Origin of the sequence: Prauserella isguenensis, from assembly GCF_014191605.1 — a bacterium.
In the GTDB taxonomy this organism is placed as follows: Bacteria; Actinomycetota; Actinomycetes; order Mycobacteriales; family Pseudonocardiaceae; genus Prauserella; species Prauserella isguenensis.
Window position 1 is genome coordinate 1,433,356 of the sequence record NZ_JACHWU010000001.1, and the last position, 21,407, is coordinate 1,454,762.

The 21,407-nt window shown below is 69.8% G+C and carries 18 protein-coding genes; 9 read left to right on the plus strand and 9 right to left on the minus strand.

Features of this window, described 5'->3' with window-relative positions; genetic code table 11:
- The first annotated feature begins 20 nt into the window (after nucleotides 1-20).
- A complete protein-coding gene (locus tag FHS23_RS06695) occupies nucleotides 21-803 on the plus strand; it encodes a DUF3027 domain-containing protein (protein WP_183649368.1) in 783 nt (260 codons plus the stop codon).
- Entirely contained in the window at nucleotides 787-3,801 is a 3,015-nt protein-coding gene (locus FHS23_RS06700) for a sacsin N-terminal ATP-binding-like domain-containing protein (RefSeq protein WP_183649371.1), read from the plus strand. The genes FHS23_RS06695 and FHS23_RS06700 overlap by 17 nt, the downstream gene beginning before the upstream one ends.
- 306 nt (nucleotides 3,802-4,107) lie before the next feature.
- Here FHS23_RS06700 and FHS23_RS06705 read toward each other — a convergent pair whose 3' ends face one another.
- Nucleotides 4,108-4,380, minus strand: coding sequence for a DUF2530 domain-containing protein (locus tag FHS23_RS06705; protein ID WP_343053690.1), 273 nt, complete (start codon nucleotides 4,378-4,380; stop codon nucleotides 4,108-4,110).
- A 45-nt stretch (nucleotides 4,381-4,425) separates the two neighbouring features.
- Here FHS23_RS06705 and FHS23_RS06710 point away from each other — a divergent pair, with 45 nt between their 5' ends.
- The 3 genes from FHS23_RS06710 to FHS23_RS06720 all read left to right on the plus strand — a co-directional run bounded on the left by FHS23_RS06710 (nucleotide 4,426) and on the right by FHS23_RS06720 (nucleotide 7,819).
- Nucleotides 4,426-5,886: a solute carrier family 23 protein gene (locus FHS23_RS06710; RefSeq protein WP_183649374.1), complete on the plus strand. Its 1,461-nt coding sequence runs from the start codon at nucleotides 4,426-4,428 to the stop codon at nucleotides 5,884-5,886.
- 124 nt (nucleotides 5,887-6,010) lie between these two features.
- Nucleotides 6,011-6,469 (plus strand): MarR family winged helix-turn-helix transcriptional regulator, encoded by a 459-nt coding sequence (locus tag FHS23_RS06715; protein ID WP_246381777.1) that lies wholly within the window; start codon nucleotides 6,011-6,013, stop codon nucleotides 6,467-6,469.
- Between the two features lie 120 nt (nucleotides 6,470-6,589).
- Nucleotides 6,590-7,819 carry an MFS transporter gene (locus FHS23_RS06720; protein ID WP_183649377.1) on the plus strand — a complete coding sequence of 410 codons (1,230 nt, stop codon included), beginning with the start codon at nucleotides 6,590-6,592 and terminating at the stop codon, nucleotides 7,817-7,819.
- 157 nt (nucleotides 7,820-7,976) lie between these two features.
- Here FHS23_RS06720 and FHS23_RS23905 read toward each other — a convergent pair whose 3' ends face one another.
- From FHS23_RS23905 to FHS23_RS06755, 7 genes are all read right to left on the minus strand, one after another.
- Entirely contained in the window at nucleotides 7,977-8,561 is a 585-nt protein-coding gene (locus FHS23_RS23905) for a DUF3558 domain-containing protein (RefSeq protein ID WP_183649379.1), read from the minus strand.
- Nucleotides 8,562-8,570: 9 nt separating this feature from the next.
- Nucleotides 8,571-9,029 (minus strand): hypothetical protein, encoded by a 459-nt coding sequence (locus FHS23_RS06730; protein ID WP_183649382.1) that lies wholly within the window; start codon nucleotides 9,027-9,029, stop codon nucleotides 8,571-8,573.
- A 45-nt stretch (nucleotides 9,030-9,074) separates the two neighbouring features.
- Nucleotides 9,075-10,586 (minus strand): hypothetical protein, encoded by a 1,512-nt coding sequence (locus tag FHS23_RS23095; protein ID WP_183649385.1) that lies wholly within the window; start codon nucleotides 10,584-10,586, stop codon nucleotides 9,075-9,077.
- A 319-nt stretch (nucleotides 10,587-10,905) separates the two neighbouring features.
- Entirely contained in the window at nucleotides 10,906-11,529 is a 624-nt protein-coding gene (locus tag FHS23_RS06740; protein WP_183649388.1) for a superoxide dismutase, read from the minus strand.
- Nucleotides 11,530-11,763: 234 nt separating this feature from the next.
- Nucleotides 11,764-12,465: a biliverdin-producing heme oxygenase gene (locus FHS23_RS06745; protein WP_183651084.1), complete on the minus strand. Its 702-nt coding sequence runs from the start codon at nucleotides 12,463-12,465 to the stop codon at nucleotides 11,764-11,766.
- Between the two features lie 55 nt (nucleotides 12,466-12,520).
- The gene (locus FHS23_RS06750) at nucleotides 12,521-13,150 is read right to left on the minus strand and encodes a TetR/AcrR family transcriptional regulator (protein WP_183649391.1); all 630 of its coding nucleotides are present in this window, start codon (nucleotides 13,148-13,150) and stop codon (nucleotides 12,521-12,523) included.
- Nucleotides 13,151-13,197: 47 nt separating this feature from the next.
- Complete coding sequence (locus tag FHS23_RS06755; protein WP_183649394.1) at nucleotides 13,198-14,694, minus strand: glutamate-cysteine ligase family protein; 1,497 nt, start codon at nucleotides 14,692-14,694, stop codon at nucleotides 13,198-13,200.
- 184 nt (nucleotides 14,695-14,878) lie between these two features.
- On the opposite strand from FHS23_RS06755, the gene FHS23_RS06760 reads away from it, so the two are divergent.
- The 4 genes from FHS23_RS06760 to FHS23_RS06775 all read left to right on the plus strand — a co-directional run bounded on the left by FHS23_RS06760 (nucleotide 14,879) and on the right by FHS23_RS06775 (nucleotide 20,070).
- Nucleotides 14,879-15,781, plus strand: a complete 903-nt coding sequence (locus FHS23_RS06760; protein ID WP_183649397.1) for a TrmH family RNA methyltransferase — start codon at nucleotides 14,879-14,881, stop codon at nucleotides 15,779-15,781.
- Nucleotides 15,768-16,577, plus strand: coding sequence for a DUF2537 domain-containing protein (locus FHS23_RS06765; protein WP_183649400.1), 810 nt, complete (start codon nucleotides 15,768-15,770; stop codon nucleotides 16,575-16,577). The genes FHS23_RS06760 and FHS23_RS06765 overlap by 14 nt, the downstream gene beginning before the upstream one ends.
- Nucleotides 16,578-16,812: 235 nt before the next feature.
- Complete coding sequence (locus tag FHS23_RS06770) at nucleotides 16,813-17,754, plus strand: NAD-dependent epimerase/dehydratase family protein (protein ID WP_183649403.1); 942 nt, start codon at nucleotides 16,813-16,815, stop codon at nucleotides 17,752-17,754.
- Nucleotides 17,755-17,796: 42 nt separating this feature from the next.
- Nucleotides 17,797-20,070, plus strand: coding sequence for a glycosyltransferase (locus FHS23_RS06775; RefSeq protein WP_183649406.1), 2,274 nt, complete (start codon nucleotides 17,797-17,799; stop codon nucleotides 20,068-20,070).
- 593 nt (nucleotides 20,071-20,663) lie between these two features.
- On the opposite strand, the gene FHS23_RS23690 is transcribed toward FHS23_RS06775, so the two are convergent.
- Nucleotides 20,664-21,272, minus strand: a complete 609-nt coding sequence (locus FHS23_RS23690; protein WP_343053692.1) for a GtrA family protein — start codon at nucleotides 21,270-21,272, stop codon at nucleotides 20,664-20,666.
- Nucleotides 21,273-21,407: the final 135 nt, after the last annotated feature.

The window sequence follows — 21,407 nt, forward strand, 5'->3', positions numbered from 1 at the left end:
CGTGCGGCACAATGGCGACCATGACGTTGCCTCTCACCCTCGACGACGGTGCGAACCGGCAGAAGCTGGTCGACGCGGTGGAGACGGCGCGCGAAGCGGCCGTCCTCGACGCGGGCGAGGAGCGTGTGGGTGCGCACGTGGGCGTCGAGCACGAGGACGCCGTGTCCGTCAGCCACCTGTTCGACGCCCTGCTGCCCGGATACCGGGGCTGGCGCTGGTCGGTGACCGTGGCCGTCGCCGACGCGGATGCCGATGCGCCGGTGACGGTGAGCGAGGTCGTGCTGCGGCCCGGCCCGGACGCGCTCGTCGCGCCGAGCTGGGTGCCGTGGGAGCGGCGGGTGCGGCCTGGCGACCTCGGCGTGGGCGATCTCTTCCCGCCCGAGGCCGGTGACGACCGCCTGGTGCCCGCGTACCTGGACGTCGACGAACCCGAGGTGGCCGACACCGCCCACGAGCTCGGTCTCGGCAGGCAGCGGGTGATGTCGCGCGCGGGTCGCGAGGACTCGGCCAGGCGCTGGAAGGGCGGCGAGTTCGGCCCGCGCGCCGACATGGCCCGCAGCGCCCCCGCGACGTGCGGCACCTGCGGTTTCTACCTGCAGCTCGGCGGTGCGCTGAAGGCGGCGTTCGGTGTGTGTGGCAACGAGTACGCGCCCGCCGACGGGCACGTCGTGCACGCCGAGTACGGCTGCGGTGCGCACTCGGAGATCACGGTCGAGACGGCGCCGTCGGTGCCGGTCGCCGAGCTGGTCTACGACGACTCGCTGCTCGACACGGAGTCCGCGACGGGTGAGCGGCCTGCCTGACGCCTTCGGTCTCGACCGGCTGCGCGCCGCCGTACTGCGCGCGTGGCGGGACTCGCCGACCAGGCTGACCGAGGACACCAACGCCGAACGTGATCTGCGCGCGGGCGGCTACCGCGACCGGCTGCTGGTCGAACTGGCCCAGAACGCCGCCGACGCCGCCGCGCTGGCCGGCCAGCCGGGCCACCTGCGCGTCACGGTGACCGGCGGTGAACTGCGCGTGGCCAACACCGGCGCGCCGCTCGACGAGGCGGGCGTCGCCGCACTGGCGTCGCTGCGGGCGTCGGCCAAACCGGCAGGCACGGTCGGCCGGTTCGGGGTCGGCTTCGCCGCGGTGCTGGCCGTGACGTCGGAGCCGCGCATCGTGTCGCGCACGGGCGGCGTGGTGTTCTCGGAACAGCGCACGAAGGACGAGGCCGGCGCCGCCGACGTGCCGGTGTTGCGGCTGCCGTGGGAGCCCGGTGACGACGAGCCGCCGGTGCCCGACGGTTTCGATACCGAGGTGCGACTTCCGTTGGCCGTGCCCGCGGGCGACGTGCTGGACACGATCGCGGCCGAGGTGCCGGACCTGCTGCTGGCGCTGCCGTGGCTGGCGCGGGTGGACGTCGAGGGCCGCACCTGGTCGCGTGCGGCGGACTCCGGCACCGGCGTCGTCACACTGACCATGCCGGAGGGGACGGCCAGGTGGTCGACCCACGTCGACGACGGCGTGGTGTGGGCGCTGCCGGTCGACGACGGTGGGACGCCGCTGCCGTTGACCGAGGATGTGCTGCACACGCCGACGCCGACGGACGAGCGGTTGTCGCTGCCCGCACGGCTGTTCGCACCCGTTCCCGTCGAACCCTCGCGCAGGCGCGTGCTGACCGGCGAGGCGGCTCGTCCCGTGCTCGCCGCGGCGGCCAGGGCGTATCCGGGCCTGGCGCGGAGCCTCGCGTCCGACGACCGTCGGGTACTCGTACCGTCGGCGCGGTTCCCGTTGTCCGAAGTGGACTCGGAGCTGCGCGATCTCGTGGCCGCCGAACTGTCCGAACAGGACTGGATTCCCGCGGTGGCGGGCGGCGACCTCGCGGGGAACGCGGCCCGGGTGCTGCCGGTGGACGCGCCGGAGCTGGTTCGCCTGCTCGCCGACGTGGTTCCCGGCCTGGCTACCGCGTGCGGACACGGCCCTGCTCGGCTGCTCGAGACCGTGGGTGCGCGCGCGATCGGCGTGGCCGACGTCGTCGAGGCGCTCACCGGGATCGACCGGGAACCGGTGTGGTGGCACGGGCTCTACGACACGCTGCTGGCGGCACTCGATGCGCGGCAGCTCGACGCCGCCGAGCTCGGTGCGCTCCCGGTGCCGCTCGCCGACGGCCGCACCGTGCCCGGTCCGCGGGGAGCGCTGTTACCGGAGTCCGCACCGGAGGAGTCCGGTCTGCTGGAGCTCGCCGGACTCGACGTGGTGGGTCTGCACCTGGTGCACCCCGACGCGGCGCATCCGCTGCTCGAACGGCTCGGCGCGCACCGTGCGGGCCCCGCGGAGTTGCTGAAGGCGCCTGCGCTGCGTGAGGCCGTGGAGCGCAGCGTCGAGGACGCCGTGTCCGGAGTGGACGTCCGACCGCTCGTCGACGCGGTGCTGCGGCTGGCCCGCGACAGCGACGCGAGCGGCCTGAGCGCCCTCGCGCTGCCCGCGCGGTCCGGGTGGCGCAGGGCCGACGAGCTGGTGCTGCCCGGCGCGCCGGTGCTCGACGTGTTCGACCCGGAGGCCGTCGGCGAGGACGGCGCGCTCGACGTGCTCGACGACGCGTTCGCCGAATCCCACGACCCGGCCGTGCTGACCGCACTCGGCGTGCTGGACTCGTTCGCGCTCATCGTCGACGACGAACCCGCCGATGCCGATCACGAGTTGCCCGATGAAACAGCGTGGTGGGAAGCGGCCGCGCCGGCGCGGGTGTATGCGGTGCGTGACCTCGACCTGATCGCCGACGACGCGTGGCCCGCGGCGATCCGGCTGTTGGCGCAGCGGCCGGAGACGTGGCGCGCGCTGATCGAACCCGGCGGCCACACGTCGTGGTGGCTCGCCCGGTTCGCACTCCTCGACGGCCGCGCCCCTGCGGACTGGCGGATGCCCGCCGCCCGTGACCTCGCCGGGCTGTTCGACCCGGTGCCGGACGTCGGACTGTCGCCGGAGCAGCTCACGGCGGTGGGCGTCCGCACCGCGCTGCCGGATGCGGCCACTGTGGACACCGACGACGCCGCGGAACTGTGCGACCGGCTGGCTGATCCCGAGCGGGAGGTGCCGCTCGGTCTGACGCTGCGGGTGCATCGACTGCTGGCCGAGCATCAGCGAGCGGCCACGGGCCACGTCGATCCGCCGGACAGCGTGCGCGCGCTCGACGGGACCGTCGCCGACGCGGGCGACGTCGTCGTGCTCGACGGGCCGTGGCTGCTCGGCGCGCTTCCGTCCGCGCGGTTCGTGGCCTGCGAGGGCACTGCGCCCGATCGCGGGCCGGGAGGGTCCGCGATGCCCGGGTCCGCTGCCGGGGGCGCTGCGACCGGGGGAACAGCCACGGCGGCTGCACTGGCCGAGGCGTTCGACCTGCCGCTCGCCGGTGCCGTGGTCGATGCCGAGGTGAGCAGCGACGGGGAGTTCGCTCCCTGGACGGAGCTGCCCGCGGTCGCCGAGGTGGCCGAACTGCTGGGCGTGGCGCTGCCCGACGGCGGCGTCGTCGTGCACGAGCGGCTGACGGTCGCGGGTGCCGACGTCGGCGGGGCCGACGTCGACGTGCCGTGGTGGTGCAGCGTCGATCCGTACGGCGACGACCGTCACGAGGCAGGTCAGGGAGGTGTCGGGCCGGCCGGGGTCGACGCGGGAGGCGTCGACGTGGGCGGGGTGCTGCACGCATCCGACACGTCCGACGGGCTGGCCAGGGCTTTCGCGTGGGCTGGAGGGCTGTGGGCACGCCGGTGGGAGATCGCCGCGCTGCTCGACGAACCGGACCCGCGCACGCTCCTCGGCTGAGTCCGCTTGCCGCCCGGGATCGGCGCCGGTGCGCCCGCTGCCGGAATCCGGTGACCCGGTGGAGGGGCGGGCCCCGAACGAGGGGGAGGTGTGCGGGGCCCGCCACTCCCAGACTACGGAGTGATCGGCGGTCTGTCCCGTGGTCTAGAGCAGGAGTTGTGGACTCGCGTGTTCCGCCCGGTCGACGGGGCGGATCCGTCGGTCGACCGGCTCACCTCGGACGAGCCGTTGGGGTCTCGGGGTTCGGCGGACGGTGCGTATCCGGCGCGGCGCACGCGCGTCACGCGGGCTGTGGTGGGACGGTCGTCAGAGGTCGCGCTGGGCGCCGCGGGAGCCGTGGCGCGACGCCGTGGTCTGCCATGCAATGATTCCGAAGCCGACGCACCCGAGTCCCCCACCGGCCAGCGCCGTCCAGGTCCACGTGCTGTCGGCGCCGGTGACGAGCAGGACGACCAGGGCGACCAGCCATGCAGTCGTTCCCACGATGGCCGGCGCCCACAGTCCGACGACGGGTTTGGGCAGGGCGGGAACCGGTCGAAACGGTCCTGTAACTCGTCGGGTATTGCCGGGTGTGTCCACGTGGGACAGGCTACCGCTGCCGTGTGTGAAGCGAGGTGGGTGACAGTGGCTCAGGAGAGCACCGAAGAGGGCAGGGGGAGCCCGAAGGGCGGGTTCGACCGCTTCTTCAAGGTCAGCGAGCGAGGCTCGTCGGTCGGCCGCGAGGTGCGTGGCGGGCTCGTCACCTTCGTCGCGATGGCCTACATCATCGTGCTGAACCCGCTGATCCTCGGCAGTTTCTCGCCGGACGATCCGGCGGCGAAGACCGACGCGACGGGCGCGATCCTGGGCGTGCCGCAGGTCGCGGCCGTCACGGCGCTGGTCGCGGGCGTGATGACGATCCTGATGGGGTTGGTGGCGAACTTCCCGTTCGCGCTGGCCGCGGGCCTGGGCATCAACGCCCTCGTCGCCTACACGATCGCCCCGCAGATGAGCTGGGGCGCCGCGATGGGCCTGGTGGTCGTCAACGGCATCATCGTGCTGATCCTGGTGCTCACGGGTGTACGCACGATCATCTTCAAGGCGGTGCCGCCCGCATTGAAGGCGGCGATCGCCGTCGGCATCGGGCTGTTCATCTCGCTGATCGGCCTGGTCGACGCCGGGTTCGTCACCCCGGGCGACGGCACGCCGGTGCAGCTGGGCGTCGGCGGTTCGATCGCGACGTGGCCGACCGCGGTGTTCGTCGCGACGCTGATCGTCATGGCGATCCTCGTCGCGCGGGGGATCAAGGGCGGCATTCTGATCGGTGTCGTGATCGGCACCGTGCTGGCGCTCGTGGTCGAGGCGATCGCCGGTGCGGGCCCGTCCGGGCCGGACAATCCGAACGGCTGGGCGTACGGCTATCCGGCTTTGCCCGACAGCGTGCTCGGCGTGCCCGATCTATCCCTGTTGGGCAGTTTCAACTTCGACGCGTGGGTCCAGATCCCGGCGATCTCGGCGGCGCTGCTGGTGTTCAGCCTCGTGCTGACGGACTTCTTCGACACCATCGGCACGATGACCGGCCTCGGTAGGCAGGCGGGTCTCGAGAAGGACGGCAAGCTGCCGAACACGAGCAGGGCGCTGTTCGTCGACTCGGTCGGCGCCGTCGCCGGTGGTGCGGGTTCGGCCAGCTCGAACACGGTGTACGTCGAGTCGGCGGCCGGTATCGCGGAGGGTGCACGCACGGGCCTGGCGAACATCGTCACGGGCGGGCTGTTCCTCATCGCGATGTTCTTCACCCCGCTCTACGAGATCGTCCCGATCGAGGCGGCGGCGCCCGCGCTGGTCATCGTGGGTGCGCTGATGATCAGGCAGGTCGCCGACATCGACTTCTCGGACCTCACGGTCGCGCTGCCCGCCTTCCTGACGATCGTGGTCATGCCGTTCACGTACTCGATCACCAACGGCATCGGTGCGGGCTTCGTCAGCTACGTCGTGCTGCAGGCCGCCACGGGCAAGGCCCGTAACGTGCACCCGCTCATGTGGGTCGTCGCCGTCGCGTTCGTCATCTACTTCGGGATCGGCCCGATCCAGTCACTGTTCGCCTGATTCGCCGATTCGTCCCCCTCGTGCGCTGTGGGCGTCACCGGTTCGGGTGTCGCCCACAGCACCATCTGTGCAGGTCGCAGAGATCGTGAGCTAAACTAATCAAGTGTCCGAGCCTGTAGACGGCCTGACCGCCTCGGTTCCATCCGAACCCGGCGGCCGGTCCGAGAACCCTTCGCTGGCGAGCCGGTTGCGGCTCTCGGTGGTGCGGCTCAACCGCAGGCTCCGGGCACAACGGACCGACACCGACCTGTCGTTGACTCAGGTGGCCGCGCTGTCGACGCTCCACAAGCACGGCGCGATGACACCGGGGCGGCTCGCCGCGCACGAGGGTGTTCAACCGCCGTCGATGACGCGGGTGATCGCTGCACTCGAACTGGTCGGCTATGTCGAGCGGGCTCCGCATCCGACCGATGGCAGGCAGGCCATCGTGGAGATCACGGAGTCGGGCACGGCTTACGTCCACGAGAGCATCTCGGTTCGTGAGGCGTGGCTGGACGAACGGTTGCAGGAACTGAGCGGCGATGAGCGCGAAGTGCTCTCCAGGGCCGCCACGATCATCGAACGCATGGCGGGACATAGCTGAGTTAGCTGAGGCCCGCCTGCCAGGAGGCGACAACCCGGCGTGGCACTGACGGATAGCGACACCCAGGCTCGACCGACCGCTGACGCTATTCCGGGAACCCGCCGAAAGGGCCCACCTGGCATGTTCGCATCACTGCGCGTGCGCAATTACCGCCTGTTCTTCGCGGGACAGGTCGTGTCCAACATCGGCACGTGGATGCAGCGCACCGCCCAGGACTGGCTGGTGTTCACCCTCAGTGGCAACGATCCTGTGGCGCTCGGTGTCGCCGTGGCACTGCAGTTCCTGCCCACGTTGCTGCTGTCGTTGTGGGCGGGCGTGCTGGCCGACCGGGTCGACAAGCGCAAGCTGCTGTTCGCGATCCAGGTGTGCATACTCGCGCAGGCCGCCGTGCTCGGAGGGCTCGCCGTGAGCGGCGCGGTCGAGTTGTGGCACGTCTACCTGCTGTGTTTCATCCTCGGCACGTTGTCGGCGCTGGAGGTCCCGACGCGGCAGTCGTTCGTCGCCGAGCTGGTCGGCAAGGATCAGGTGGCGAACGCCGTCGCGCTCAACTCGTCGGTCTTCAACATGGCGCGCATCGTCGGGCCCGCGATCGCCGGGTTGGCCATCGTCGCGGTCGGTGAGGGGTGGCTGTTCCTCGGCAACGCCGTGTCGACGCTCGCGGTGCTGGCCGGTCTCGCGGCGATGCGTCCGGGTGAGCTGTACCGGGGGAAGGCCGTCGCACGCGGTAAGGGGCAGTTGCGCGAGGGGCTGCGGTATGTGCGCGGCAGGCCGGATCTGATGGCGATCATGCTGCTGATGTTGTTCGTCAGCACGTTCGCGATCACGTTCTTCACCTCGCTCGCGGTGGTCGCGGGCAACGTGTTCGGCACGGAGGCCGACGGTTACGGCATGCTCTCGACGTTGCTGGCGGTGGGCACGTTCGGGGGCGCGCTGTTGTCGGCGCGGCGGGGGAGTAAGGGCAAGCCGTCGATGCGGTTGCTGCTGGGGGCGGCGATGGCGCTCGGCGTGCTGGAGTTGGCGACGTCGTTCATGCCGACTTACCTGGCGTTCGGCCTGGCGCTCGTGCCGCTGGGGCTGGCGACGATCACGTTCCTCAACACGGCGAACGCGCTGGTGCAGACGTCGGTCAGCCCGCAGATGCGCGGGCGTGTGATGGGGCTGTACGTGCTCATGGTGATGGGTGGCAATCCGATCGGCGGGCTGCTCACCGGATGGATGGCCGAGACGTTCGGCGGGCGGTCGCCGTTCTATATCGGCGGTACCGTGGCGATGCTCGCGGCGGTGATCTGTGCAGCCGCCATGGCGAAGGCGCGCGGCGACCACTTGCGCGACTTGCTGAGGTTAGGCTAACCTCAGAGACGTCGCTTCGTGGTGGGAGCGGCAGTCAGTTCGGGAACGGACGAGGCCCTGGCCGCTGGAACCGGCCAGGGCCTCGTTCCCGTAAGGCCCACACTACCGCCGACGGGTGCGAGCGCCGGGAGTACCTCGAGGAGCCGCCTCGACCCCGTCAGCCTCGCGGGACGTTGGGCTCAGCAGCCTCTACGAGTGAGTTTGCGATTTGGCATGCTTGGTCGGCCGTCTCGGTTCCGCTCACCACTACGTCGACGCGAGAAGCGGTCGTGACGCCGATAGCGATTACGCAGCCACCGGGCCCGGGTGATCGTGCATATTTGCGCCCGTCCTCCTCGGTGTGTTGCACCCCCGAGCCCTTATCGTTCACGTCCTGGACGCCTGCATTCTGCCGGATGGCGACAGATGTGGTCGGTACCAGCGCGGCACTGTCGCCAGCATCCCCCGGCCACGTACACACGGTCGCAGTTCCAACAGTCTTATTTTCTGGAGCGCCTTCCTGGACAGCACCGTGCTTTTCGACTTCGGCCGTGGTCAGGAGGGAGCAGGGATCGATTCCCGCCAGCGGGGACGTGTCATTGGGGGCGCTTACGTCGGTCGACGGGGGCCCCGCCGCGGGTGGAGTCGAACTAGGCGACATGCCGTTGGCTTCGGGTGTTCCACTCTCACGCTCGGAACAGGCCGAGGCTGTGACGACAGCAAGGGTGACGAGCGGTAGCAGGACCGCACGTGCGGAACGCACTAGTAGCTCCTACTGTTTGAAGGTGTTTTTCTGTTGGTCTTCAGCTTCACGATAATTGTCCATGGCGACCTTTAGCGCTTCCTCTGACTGGCTGATGACCTTTCGAAGCTGTTCGAGCATGGGAATTACGCCCTGATCCCCATCGCCGCTCTGGCGTACGTGTTGAGCCACTTGTTGCGCGTAGGGGCCGCTTCCGAGCTTCGGCTCCTCTGACAGCACCCACGCTTCGTCCATGATCGAAGCGAGGTCCTGCTGGGCTTCAGTCAGCGCGTCTCGGATGGGTTGGGCCGCGTTCTCGCTGACGCGGAAGCCGCCGCCTTTCGCCGAGTCGAGCAGTGCGCCGGACTGTGCCTGAGCGTCACCGACCTGTTTGGCGAGCGCGCCGGCCGCGCCGGCGCCGATGCGCATGCCGGCGGCCGAGCCGACACCACCGCCGGTGGGCTCAGGGACTTCACCGAAATCAGGCATGTTGTCTGTACCCCTCGTGCGTTCGTTCGCGTGTGCAGGTAGCCGTTATTCCCCGATGACGGGTGGTGCGGTGCGTTCGTCGGTGCCGAAGAGGCTGTCGGGGTCGGCTTCGACGAGCCAGGAGGGACGCTGGTGTTCTTCCTCGTCGCCACCCTGTTGACCTTTGCCGGCCCCGGCGCCGCCCATCATTCCCGAGCCGCCCCGGGCACCCGACCCGCCGGCTGCGGCGGCCGCGCCGGGCGCCGCACCCGTACCACCGGTCATGCCCTTCGCCGCACCCGAAGCGGCCCCGGCGCCCGCGGCCCCACCCGCGCCCGCCGCGCCCTTCGCAGCACCGGCGGCCGAGCCACCACCGGTCGGACCGAACCCGGCCGACGCGGCCCGGCCACCGAGCTTGCTGTTGTACGGCGTCGCACGGCCCGCCTGGCCACCGCCGCTCATCGGCCCGACCGGCGCCGGACCCATACCGCCGAAGCCCGGACCCGCGCCCGTGGTCGGCACCCGCGGCCCGACCGGACCATTACCCTGCGGACCCGTGCCCGGCACCTGCCCCGCACCCGTCGACGGGCCGCGACCGGCCACCGGCGTCGGCACAGCACCCGGGCTGTTGTTGCCTGACGGGCCGTTGTACCCGCCACCACCGGTCGGGCCACCACCCGTCACCGGAGCACCACCCGTCTGGCCACCGGTGTAACCGGACGCGCTCGTCGCATCCCCACCCGAGATGTCGATGACATCGCTGCTGCGGCCGAGGCCGGCCTTGTCGCCGGAGCCCGCGGTGAACGTGGGCGGCTCGGAGAACGCGGGCTGCTTCGAAGCGGCCTGGTACAGGTTCTGGTCGTAATCGGTCATGACCTGCACGGCCTCTTGGTGCGCGGCGTCGGCCTTCTCCCGCGTCTCCATGGCCTTGTTGAACGCGCCGATCGGGTCCAACGGGTTGTCCTTGACGGCGGACCCGAAGTCCTTCATCAGCCCGCCCGTCTCGACCGGCTCCGGCATCGTGTTCTTCGCCGTCTCGGCCGCGCCCGACTGCGCATACGTCGCTTCCGACGCCAGCTGCGCGTTGGTGGCGTTCGAATCCGCCCACGTCGACATCTGGTTGAAGTAGCCGAAGGCGCTCTCGGCGGCGTCGCCCTCCCACTCGTGACGCGCCTTGCCCACGCTCTCGTTCGTCCGCTGCGACAGCCGGTCCAGAACGCCCTTGATCTTGCTGAACGTCTCGGACATCTGGTTGACCTGGGCGGGGTCCAGGTTCGTGGTCACGAAGCCCTTCATCTCGGCATGCTGCCGGCCCTGGTAATTCTGGTCGGACCCGTTGAGCCCCTCGAGTACCTCCGCATCCTGCGCGAGCTTCTCGATCTGCTTGTCGTTCATGCCCGCGGCGCGTGCCTCCGCGACGAACTGGCCCAACGGCATGCCGAACGGACCGTCCATTCCCGCAGCCTGGGCCTGATACATGGCCTCGCGCTGCTGCGGCGACAGGTCCGCACCATCGCTGCCGGTCATGGTGCCTACCGGGCCGACGGCGTTGCCGTCGCCGTTGCCGGGCTGCGACATAGCTACTTCCCCCACCTGGTCATCGGGTCGTCAACGGGCGCACACTTACGGTGACAGTAGTTGGACGTGTCGAACAGTGTCAGTGGTTCCCACGAAATCACACAACCGACGTCGGCCGTCCACACCTCGGCGCACGTCCTGCTCAGCCGTGGTTCCGCGCCGCTTCCACCGCCACGAAGCTCCGCCCGCGAGGTCCCGTCCACGACAGGGCTCCTCGCACGACAGGGCCCTGCGACACGACGAAGGCCCCGCGCCGGAACGTGTCCGATGCGGGGCCTTCGCGTGGTGCGCCCGAGTCGACCTCGGCGGGCGTGAAACCTCAGGCCTGCAGCAGGCCGTTGCGGCCGGCCTTGGCGTCCTCGAAGCGCTTGCCGATCTCGGCCCAGTCGAAGACGTTCCACAGGGCGTTGATGTAGTCCGGCTTCACGTTCTTGTACTGCAGGTAGAACGCGTGCTCCCACACGTCGACCAGCAGGATCGGAACCGTCGGCAGGACCAGGTTGTTGTGGTGGTCGCGCAGCTGCTGGGTGATCAGCGTCTTGCCGATCGGGTCCCAGGACAGCGCGCCCCAGCCGTTGCCCTGGATCGTGGTGCAGACCGCCGTGAACTGCGCCTTGAACTTGTCGAAGGAGCCGAACGCGTCGTCGATCGCGGCCGCGAGCTCGCCGGTCGGCTTGTCGCCACCGTTCGGGGACAGGATCTTCCACCACACGACGTGGTTCGCGTGGCCGGCGAGGTTGAACGCCAGCGTGGTCTCGAGTCCGACGATCGAGCCGAAGTCGTTCGCGTCCCGCGCGGCGGCGAGCTTCTCCAACGTCTGGTTCGCACCGTTGACGTAGGTCTGGTGGTGCTTGCTGTGGTGGAGCTCGTTGATCTCACCCGAGATGTGCGGCTCGAGCGCGCCGTAGTCGTAGTCGAGGTCGGGAAGCTCGTACGTGGGCATGAGCCCTCCTTCGTCGTTGAGGTCGCTTGCGCAGTTCGTCTCGTGTGCCAACCTAGTCGCCGTCACGGCTGCTTGCTAACCGGGTAGGCGTGAGTTGACCTTGCTCCCTCGACCTCACTGGAGGTCAACGACCTGTCAGATGGGTCACGCCACGGAGTCGTCCCTCGAACCGGTGATCTCGCGGTGGTGCCGGCCGGGACTCACCGGTCCGCACCGCCCGTGCGGACCGGTTGCTCACGCCGCGCGGTGCGTCTCGGCGGCGTCGGCGAGATCGTCGAGCACGGCGATGTTGAGCTCGAACGCGTGCTGAGTCTCGGCCATGATCCGCTCGTGTTCGGCCTCGTCCCACGGCGCCGCGTCGAGCAGCGCCCGATATCGCGTACGGAACGCGGACGGGCTGCCGAGCGCCGCGAAGTCGTAGAACCGCGCGCCAGGACCGGTGACGCCGTACGTCCGCTCCAGCAACTTGCCGACCACCTGGCCGCCCGCGAGATCGCCGAGATAACGCGTGTAGTGGTGTGCGACGAACCCGCCCGCCCAGTCGTAGGCGACCTCGCGCAGCCGCTCGACGTAGGACCGCGTGGCAGGCGTCGGCGTGATGCGGTCGCGCCAGCCCGGCCCCGCGAGCCGCTCGAGATCCACGACGAGGGCCTGCGTGCGGTGCAGCTCCGGAACGACGAACGGTGCGCCGACCTCGTCGGAGGTCATCGCGTCGGCGGCGTCCTCGAGAGTCGAGTAGATGAAGTAGTACTGCTCCGCCAGTTTCGTGTAGCCCTCGAGCGTCAGCCGGCCGTCCAGCAGCGCGTTCATGTAGCGGGAGTGGTGCGCGCGGTCGTGCACCTCGCGTGTCGAGTGCCGGAGTACCTGCGAGAACGGGGTTTGCGGGAGCGGCTGTCCCGGCGCCTGCGACTCGGTCTCGGGCCGTCCGGGGTGCACTGCCTGGTCGGTCACGACGCCTCCCGCGCTTTCTGACAACGTGTCAGAAACGAGCCTAGCCGTGAGCGGGCGCCCCCGGCGATGCTTCGCGCGGAATTACTCCGACCGCGCGCGACACGAACGCCACCGCGAGCTCGATCGCCTGCGGCAGTTCCTCCGGCGGGACATCGACGACCTGGCGGGCACCGAGCGCGGCGCTGACCATCGGCGCGAGCACCGCGACGTCCTGCCGCGGCCAGCGGCCGCGGCTCATGCCCTTCTCGAGGATGTCGGTGAGCATGCGGCCGATCGGGTCGGCGTGCGCGGCGATGCGGCGGTACGACGACGGCGCGAGCGCCGAGGCGAGCGTCGCGCCGGGCGGCAGGTGGTAGTCGGCGAGCGTCTCCAGCTGCAGGCGCGCGAACACGGCGAGCTTGTCGGCCGGGTCGTCGACCGCTTCGACGGCGTCGGTCAGCCGTGTGACGTAACGGGCGACCTCGTCCTCCACGAACTCGACCAGCAGGTGCTCGCGGTCGGGGAAGTGGTTGTAGATCGCGGTGCGGCCCACGCCCGCCTCCGCGGCGACCCCGGACAGCGTGATCGCGTCGAACCCGCGCTCGTACAGCTGGTTCCGGAGGGCGTCGAACACCTTCTCGCGCACCTGCCTGCGGTGCTCGTCCAGCGAGCTTCCGATGATCTTCGGCATCGCCGCGCCTTTCGTCGCCGGGCCGGAGTGGTCGCCGGGCCGGAGTATCAGCCTACCGGCCAGTCGTGCACCGGCCTGCCCTCACGCGCCAGTTCGAGGTAGTCGCCGAGCATCACGGCCAGCGCGGACTCCCGGTTCAGTCCACGGTCCTGCGCGGCGGCGACGGCCTCCCGCTGCCACACGCTGCCGTTGCGCTTGGTGACGCAGCGGCGCTCGATGATCCCGAGGTAGCGGTCGATCACGGTCGCCGACACCCCGGAACTGCGCAGTCCCTCGTGCGCCAGCGGCAACAGCACCCGCAGTGCGAGCTCGTCGGGCGGGATCGAGCCGATGTCGGGCCAGTAGAACTGTGCGTCGAAGCCGTGCCGGGCGCCGGCGTGCAGGTTCTGCTCGGCGGCCTGGAACGACATGCGCGTCCACACGGGCCGTTCCTCCTCGGTCAATGCACGCTGGGCGCCGTAGAACAGGGCCGCGTTGGCCATCATGTCCACGACCGTCGGGCCTGCGGGCAGCACCCGGTTCTCCACCCGCAGGTGCGGCGAGCCGTCCACGACGTCGTACACCGGCCGGTTCCACCGCCACACCGTCCCGTTGTGCAGCCGCAGTTCGGTCAATCGCGGCACTCTGCCGTCGGCGAGGGCGTCCATCGGGTCCTCGTCGTCCGTCTCCGGCAGCAGGCCGGGGAAGTAGCGCAGGTTCTCCTCGAACAGGTCGAAGATCGAGGTGATCCACCGTTCGCCGAACCACACGCGCGGGCGCACGCCCTGGTTCTTGAGCTCGTCCGGGCGGGTGTCGGTGGCCTGCAGGAACAGCGGGATCCGGGTCTCGGCCCACAGCGACTTGCCGAGCAGGAACGGCGAGTTCGCCCCGAGCGCCACCTGCGGACCCGCCAGGCACTGCGCGGCGTTCCAGTGAGGGGCGAAGTCGTCGGGCGCCACCTGCAGGTGCAGCTGCACCGAGGTGCACGCCGCTTCGGGCAGGATCGACTCGGCGTAGGTGTGCAGGTCCTCGGCCTGCCCGCCCGGCAGGCCCGCGCCCTCCAGAGACAGCAGCGGGCATTCGCCGCGGGTGGCGAGGATGCGGTCGTTGAGCAGGGCGTAGCGCGGGTTGTCGGTCAGCCACTTCTGGTCGAAGTGCTCGTTGCCGAGCGTCGGCAGGATGCCGATCATGGCCACCTGTGCGCCGTTGCCGTCCGCCTTGGCCTCCGCGCGGCCGAGGTGCGCGTTCAGGTCGCCTTCGAGCTGCAACGCCGACTCGCCGTCCAGCGGGCGCGGAGGGACGTTCAGTTCGATGTTGTGCTGGGAGAGTTCGGTGGTGAACAGTTCGTCGTCGATCGAGGCCAGCACGGCCGCGTTCGACATCGACGGGCGCATCGCCTGGTCGACGAGATTCAGCTCCACTTCGAGGCCGATGTGTTTGCGGGGGAACGTGAAGTGTTCCCCGGCGAGCATGCGGGCGAACGTGTCGAGGCAGCGTTGCATCTTGTCGCGGTACCGGCCTCGTTCGTGTGGGGGACGGCTTCTCGGAGCGACGTCCTGACCCATCGGCACTTTCCTCCCGAGTAACCGCGACGCCTCCCGCCGCGGTGTTTCCGCGGCAGCAAGCGACGTTGGCACATGCCTCACGTGTCCGACCAGCGGCCAAACCGGTGCACTGCGGGGTGTTCACCTCACACTCTGCGAGGGGCCTTCGTTCGCACGAACGGCGTACCCGGCGTTCGGAGCACCGATGCCCGCGCAACAGGTGCAATGGGACACTCTGCGGGTGGCCTGCCGATTGCAGTTGATCTACACCGAGGACGTCGGGGACCCCCGGCTCGACGAGTTCCGCGACCTCACGACCGCCGACCGCAGGCCGGACCGGCCGGGTGGGCGCGGGCTCGTGATCGCGGAGGGAACCGTCGTGGTGCGCAGGCTCGTCGAGTCGCCGTATCCGGTGCGGGCGCTGCTCGGCGTGGAGCGGCGGATCGAGGAGCTGGAACCCGACCTCGCCGGCCTCGACGTGCCCGCGTACGTCACGTCGGCCGACGTGATGGCGGGGGTCGTGGGCTTCCACCTCAACCGGGGCGTGCTCGCCACCGCGGACAAGGCGCCGCAGCCGTCGGTCGCCGACCTCGTCCGCGACGCGCGGGTGATCGCCGTGCTCGAAGGCGTCGGCGACCACGAGAACCTCGGCGCGCTGTTCCGCAACGCCGCCGCGCTCGGCGTCGACAGTGTGCTGCTCGGCCCGGGCTGTTCCGACCCGCTGTACCGCCGCAGCGTGCGCGTCTCGATGGGGCACGTGCTGCGGGTGCCGTTCGCCGTCGCGAGCGGGCCTGCCGAGTGGAAGGCCGCCCTGGACGTCGTGCGGGAGGCCGGGTTCCGGCTGGCCGCGCTGACGCCGCGGCCCGGTTCCGTGCCGCTGTGGGAGGCCGCGGGGGACGAGAAGGTGGCGCTCATGCTGGGATCGGAGGGACACGGCCTCTCCGACGAGGCGCTCGCCGCGGCCGACGTCGCCGTGTCGGTACCGATGGCCGACGGGGTCGACTCACTCAACGTCGCGACGACCGGCGCGGTGGCGTTCTACGAACTCACCCGGCGCAGAGAAGGGGCCGCGGGCTGGGAAGGAGCGGTCGCGGATGCACGGCGCTGAGCTGCAACTCGACGTACGCGGCGATCGCGCCGTGCTGACGGGCACGGGCGGCCGCGAGGCCGATCCCGCCGCGTTCTCCCTCGGTGACGAGCTGACCGACGCGCTGCACGAGTGGGCGCGCGTGTCCGCAGTGGTGGGCGTGGGCGGTTCCCGCGCCGTCGACCCGGGCGGCGTTGACGCGGGTGCCGTTGAACCGGGCGGCGTTAGACCGGGCGGTGTTGACCCGGACGGTGTCGACCCGGGCGCCGTAGAACCGGGCGGCGTTGACCCGGGCCGCAGGGGTGAGGGTGACGCCGGCGGCGCGGCGGTCGTCGCGCACCGTGGCAGGCAGCTCGCGGGACGTGTCGCGGCGGCTCTCGGGGTGACGGTGAGCTACCGCGACCCGGTCGCGGCCCGGACGTTCGTCGCTGTGCCGCCCGCCGACGAGGGCGAACCCGACTCCGGCGCGGCCGAGGCCGTGGCGGGCTCGGGCCGTGAGCACGGCCGGTTCGACGCGCTCGCCGAGTGGTGGCGGGTGCAGGCGGAGCGGAACCCGGGCCCGGTCCCCTGGGGAACCGGCGTACTGGTCGCGGTGTTCTTCGCCGTCGTGATGATCGCGGCGATGCTCGCGTTGGCCGGTGCGCTGGCCTCGGCGACGCACGGGCTCGTGGCGGTCGTGGCGGCGCTCGTGGTGAGCGCGGGCCTCGCGCCGTCGTTGTGGCTGGGCAGGCACGTCCCCGTGGTGCGCTGGATCGTCGGCGGGGTGGCGACCGGCATCGCGCTCTCGTGGATCGGCGTCCTCGTCAACGTCCTCTGAGAGCGCATCCCCGCTGCCTACTTGAGTGTGAAACCTGTCACGAACATGGCCGGTGAGAACGGACATTCGCGCCAGTGTGGACAGTGCGCAGGCGCAGGTCAGTGGGCCGAGCTCCGGGTCCGCGGCAGCTCACGAGTCGATAACGACCAGGTCGGAGTCTTGCCGAGGGGGTCCGGCGCGGGTATTGGGGCGGTCGGCGCGGGGGACCGTTCGGGGGACCGGTACTTTACGCCCCATGGCTTCGTCGAATCCTCAAGACGTGTGCAACGTCGTCGTCACCGGTGGCAGCGGTTTCATCGGACGCGCGGTCGTCGCGAAGTTCCGCGAACGCGGCGCGCGGGTCACGGTCATCGACAGGGAACCGTCCCCGTACCCCGACGACGAGGGTGTCGTCCACGTCCAGGGTGACCTGAAGGACGCCGCCGTGCGCGAGCGGGCGATCAAGCCCGGTGTCGACGGCATCATCCACCTCGCCGCGATCACGTCGGTGCTCAAGTCGGTCGAGATGCCGGCGGAGACGTACGCCGAGAACGTCGCGATCACCCACGAGCTGCTCGAACTCGCCCGGATCAACGAGGTGCCGAGGTTCATCCTCGCCTCGACGAACGCCGTCGTCGGCGACGTCGGCACGGCCACGATCAACCCGGACCTGCCGCTCGCCCCGCTCACGCCGTACGGCGCGACGAAGGCCGCCTGCGAGATGCTCATGTCGGGCTACGCGGGTGCCTACGGAGTCACGACGACGGCGCTGCGGTTCACCAACGTCTACGGCCCGGGCATGTCGCACAAGGACAGCTTCATCCCGCGCCTGATGCGTGCCGCCCTGGCGGGTGAGGGTGTGAAGGTCTACGGCGACGGTCAGCAGAAGCGTGACCTCGTCTTCCTCGACGACATCGTCTCCGGCATCACGGGTGCGTGGGACACGCAGTACGTCGGACGTGCGATCCTCGGCGGCGGCAGGTCGGTGTCGGTGCTGGACATGATCGACGGCGTGCGGGCGGTGACGGGTGCCGAGCTCCCGGTCGAACACGTGCCGGCACCGGGCGGTGAGATGCCGGCCGTGATCGTCGACATCTCGGGTAGCGCTGACACGATCGGGTACACCCCGTCGTACGACCTCAAGTCCGGGCTCGCCGCGACCTGGGAGTACTTCCAGAAGGCCGCAGCCACGGGCTGAGCCGCCACCCGCCGAGTCGACCGACGAGAGAGACCGCCGAGAGTGTCCACCTTTCTCCGCCGTCACTGGTTGCTGCTGTTGCTACTGGCCGGCGGCGTGGCCCTGCGTGTCGTGACCTGGCTGGCGTACCAGCCGGCACTGCTCTACATCGACACGTTCCGCTACCTGGGCAACCTGGAGGAACTGCGGCCGACGGATCTCAACCCGCTCGGGTACACACTCCTGCTCAAGTTCTTGCTCGAGTTCGGCGGGTTCGCGTGGGTGCAGGCCGCCCAGCACGCCATGGGCATCCTGCTGGCACTGGTGCTGTACCGGTTGGCGATGCGCTACACCGAGCGCGGCTGGCTCGCGGCGATCGTGGCCGCACCGGTGCTGCTGGACGCCTACCAGCTGCAGATCGAAGCGAATCTCATGTCCGAGATCCTCTTCCAGGCGCTGCTGGTGGGCATGCTCTGGGCCCTGCTCTCGCGCGGTGAGCTGACGTGGAAGCGGGCCGCGCTCGCAGGCGCGCTGCTCGCGGGCGCGGTGCTCACCCGCACGATCGGTCTCGTCGTCGCGGTGCCGTTCGGGCTGTTCCTGCTGTTCGCGTTCGGCGGGCTGAAGACGTGGAAGACGCGTGCCGGTCGTAGGCATGTGGCGGGCAGGACGCTAGCGGGCCTGGCCGGGCTGGTGCTCGTGATGTTCGGGTACATGTCCTACTACGCGGTCCACGCCGGCCAGTTCGGGCTCACGGGCGCCACGAACAACGTGTTGTACGGCCGCACGGCCACGTTCGCCGACTGCAGCAAGCTGTCCGACGAGGGCCTGCGGCTGATGTGCCCGGAGGAGCCCCTCGGCGAGCGCAAGTCGGTCGACTACTACACGCACTTCCAGTACGGCTCGTCGGCCTGGCCGGAGGAGCCGCTCCCGGACGAACGCGACAAGGCGACCCTGGCGCGGCAGTTCTCCTACACGGTCATCATGAACCAGCCGCTGGATCTGCTCGGCGAGGTGCTCTACGACTTCGGCAAGAACTTCGTCCCGGTCAAGGAGACGTTCCACAACGACGTCCCCGCGGAACGATGGCATTTCCAGTCGCACTACCCGTACCACGATGTGGGGACGGAGACGCCTCAGGTGTACCAGGCGTGGACGCTCGCTTATGATGACGAGTTGCCGCACGCCGATCGGGCGCTCGCGTCCTTTATGCGTGATTATCAACAGAACGGCGGCTACACCTGGGGCCCGCTTCTCGCGGTGTTCCTGTTGTTGGGCATCCTGGGTGCGGTCGGAGTAGGAAAGGCACGCAGATCGCCGCTGAGATCCGGTGCGTTTCTCGGCACCGGCAGCGCGCTCATCATCCTGGCGGGTTCATCCGCGTTCGAGTTCTCCTGGAGGTATCAGTTGCCTGCGCTCGTCCTGCTGCCGATCGGCGGCGTGTTGGGTCTGGCCGCGATGTTCGGAATGGGGAAGAAGCCCGCCGGAGGCGGCCGTCGTCCCAAGATGGACGACTATCCCGACGACGTCGACACCGCGGCCGTGTCCGAGTTCCGTAGCCGGTACGGCGAAGCACCGCTCAGCCCGCTCGTGGTGGTCATCGCGGCCTACAACGAGGCCAAGGGCATCAAGCCGGTGCTGCAGAACATGCCCACCCACTGCGGTGACATCCCGGTCTCGACGCTGGTGGTCGTCGACGGTGCGACCGACGGCACGGCCGAGATCGCGCGAGAGGCGGGCGCGTACGTCTGCGAGGCCCCGAAGAACCGCGGTCAGGGCGGCGCGCTGCGGCTGGGCTACCACCTCGCCGCCGAGTGCGGGGCCGACTGGGTCGTCACGACCGACGCCGACGGCCAGTACGACAACAACGAGCTGCCGATGCTCATGAAGCCGCTGCTCGACGGCACCGCGGACTTCGTGACGGGCTCGCGCCGCCTCGGCTCCGGCAAGTACGACAGCAGTGTCCGCTGGCTGGGCGTGCGGGTGTTCGCGTGGCTGGCGTCGATCCTGACGATGCAGAAGATCACCGACACGTCGTTCGGCTTCCGCGCGATGCCTGCCGACCTGGGGGCGTCCGTGACGCTGCGCGAGCCGCAGTACCAGGCCTCGGAGCTGCTGCTCGGGGTCATGGCGAAGGGTGCGCGGGTGCTCGAGGTGCCGATGACCATGGAGCTGCGGAACAACGGCGCCAGCAAGAAGGGCGGGAGCATCAAGTACGGCGCGAACTACTCGCGCGTGATGCTTGGGACCTGGCTGCGGGAGTACGTCCTCCGCGGCGGTAAGCGCAGGCCCTACGTGCGCAGGACCGCACCGCAGACCGACGAGCGCAAACCGGCCTGAACGGCCTCTAGAGGCGACGAGAACGACGAGCGGCCCCTGGGACCCGGCGACGGGCCCAGGGGCCGCTCGCTGTCTTCTGGGGCCGCGTTTCCGGTTCGGCGCCGTTCGGGGACACGCAAGATGCCTACTCGGGCGTCGGGTGTCGTCGAGACAGCGGTCGCTGCGGGACCGGCCGTCGCGGACCGGTCGCTGCCGAACGGTCATCGCGGCACCGGTCGTGGCTGCATCGGGCGTCGCCGCAGCGGGCGTTGCGGCGACGCCTGGACCAGCTCGCCGGATTGCGGCCCGTCAGTGAAAATCGGATGAAATGCCGCGGTTCGCATGGCAAAAAAGCGATGTCGATCATCGGTTTCTCTTCCCGGGCGCACGCAAATCGGCCGGTGAATTGTCCACATTTTCCGGTGGGACGGACAGCGCGGGTGAATTACGAAGCGAGTCGTTTTACCGGCGTGCGAAGACAACCCGTCCGGGGGAGGCCTGCCCCAGTAGCCCCACGGAGCGGAGCCGGCGCCGAGGAGGATTCACACAGAGTGAGGGCCCGGCCACCGGGTGCGGTGGCCGGGCCCTCACATGCTGGTCCCTCGAGGTTCTCGTCAGGCGAGTTCCGTCGGTCGGGCCTGCTCCTTGGCCGGTTCCACCGGTTCGGCCGCTTCAGCCTGTTCGACCTGTTCCGCCTGTTCGACCTGTTCGGCCTTCGCGGCCTCCGGGGCGATGAGCTTGCTGAAGACGAAGCGGTCGAGCAGCGCGAACTTGATGAGAAAGACCAGCGCATAGCTGCTCAGGAAGGCCACGTCGAGCACGATGACGCGCACGAAGCCTTCGATCCGGAGCGGCTCGGTGATCCAGCCGGCAATCGTCGTGAGGGTCATCGAGGCGATGCCACCCAGGGCGATCACGAACAGGTAGGGCAGCAGCTCACGCTTGACGTCCGGCTTGCCTCGGCGGTTCCACGCCCAGCGACGGGCGACGAAGTAGTTGGGGACCGCCCCCGCCACGAACGCGATGGCGCTCGCGGACGTGGGGTTCATGTCCATCGTGAGCAGCACGATCAGTGTCACCTGGCTCGTGCAGGTGGCCAGGCCCGAGCTCATCAGCGCGCGGACCAGACGTGCGACGAACTTCGGCTGGCCCGGGCGTTGATCCGGGTCGTCAGTCGAGTCCTGCTGGTCGGCGGTGTTCTGCCCTGCGGAAACAGTCGTCACGCCCCCTATTGTGCCAACCGCCTTTCTCATCCGTGCGGCGACATCCCTATTCTTGCTTCGTGGGTTGAGATCAGCCCGTTACTAAGACAATGTGAACCGGCTGGTTCGGGTGCAGTGCCGGGCCGTGTGGCTCAG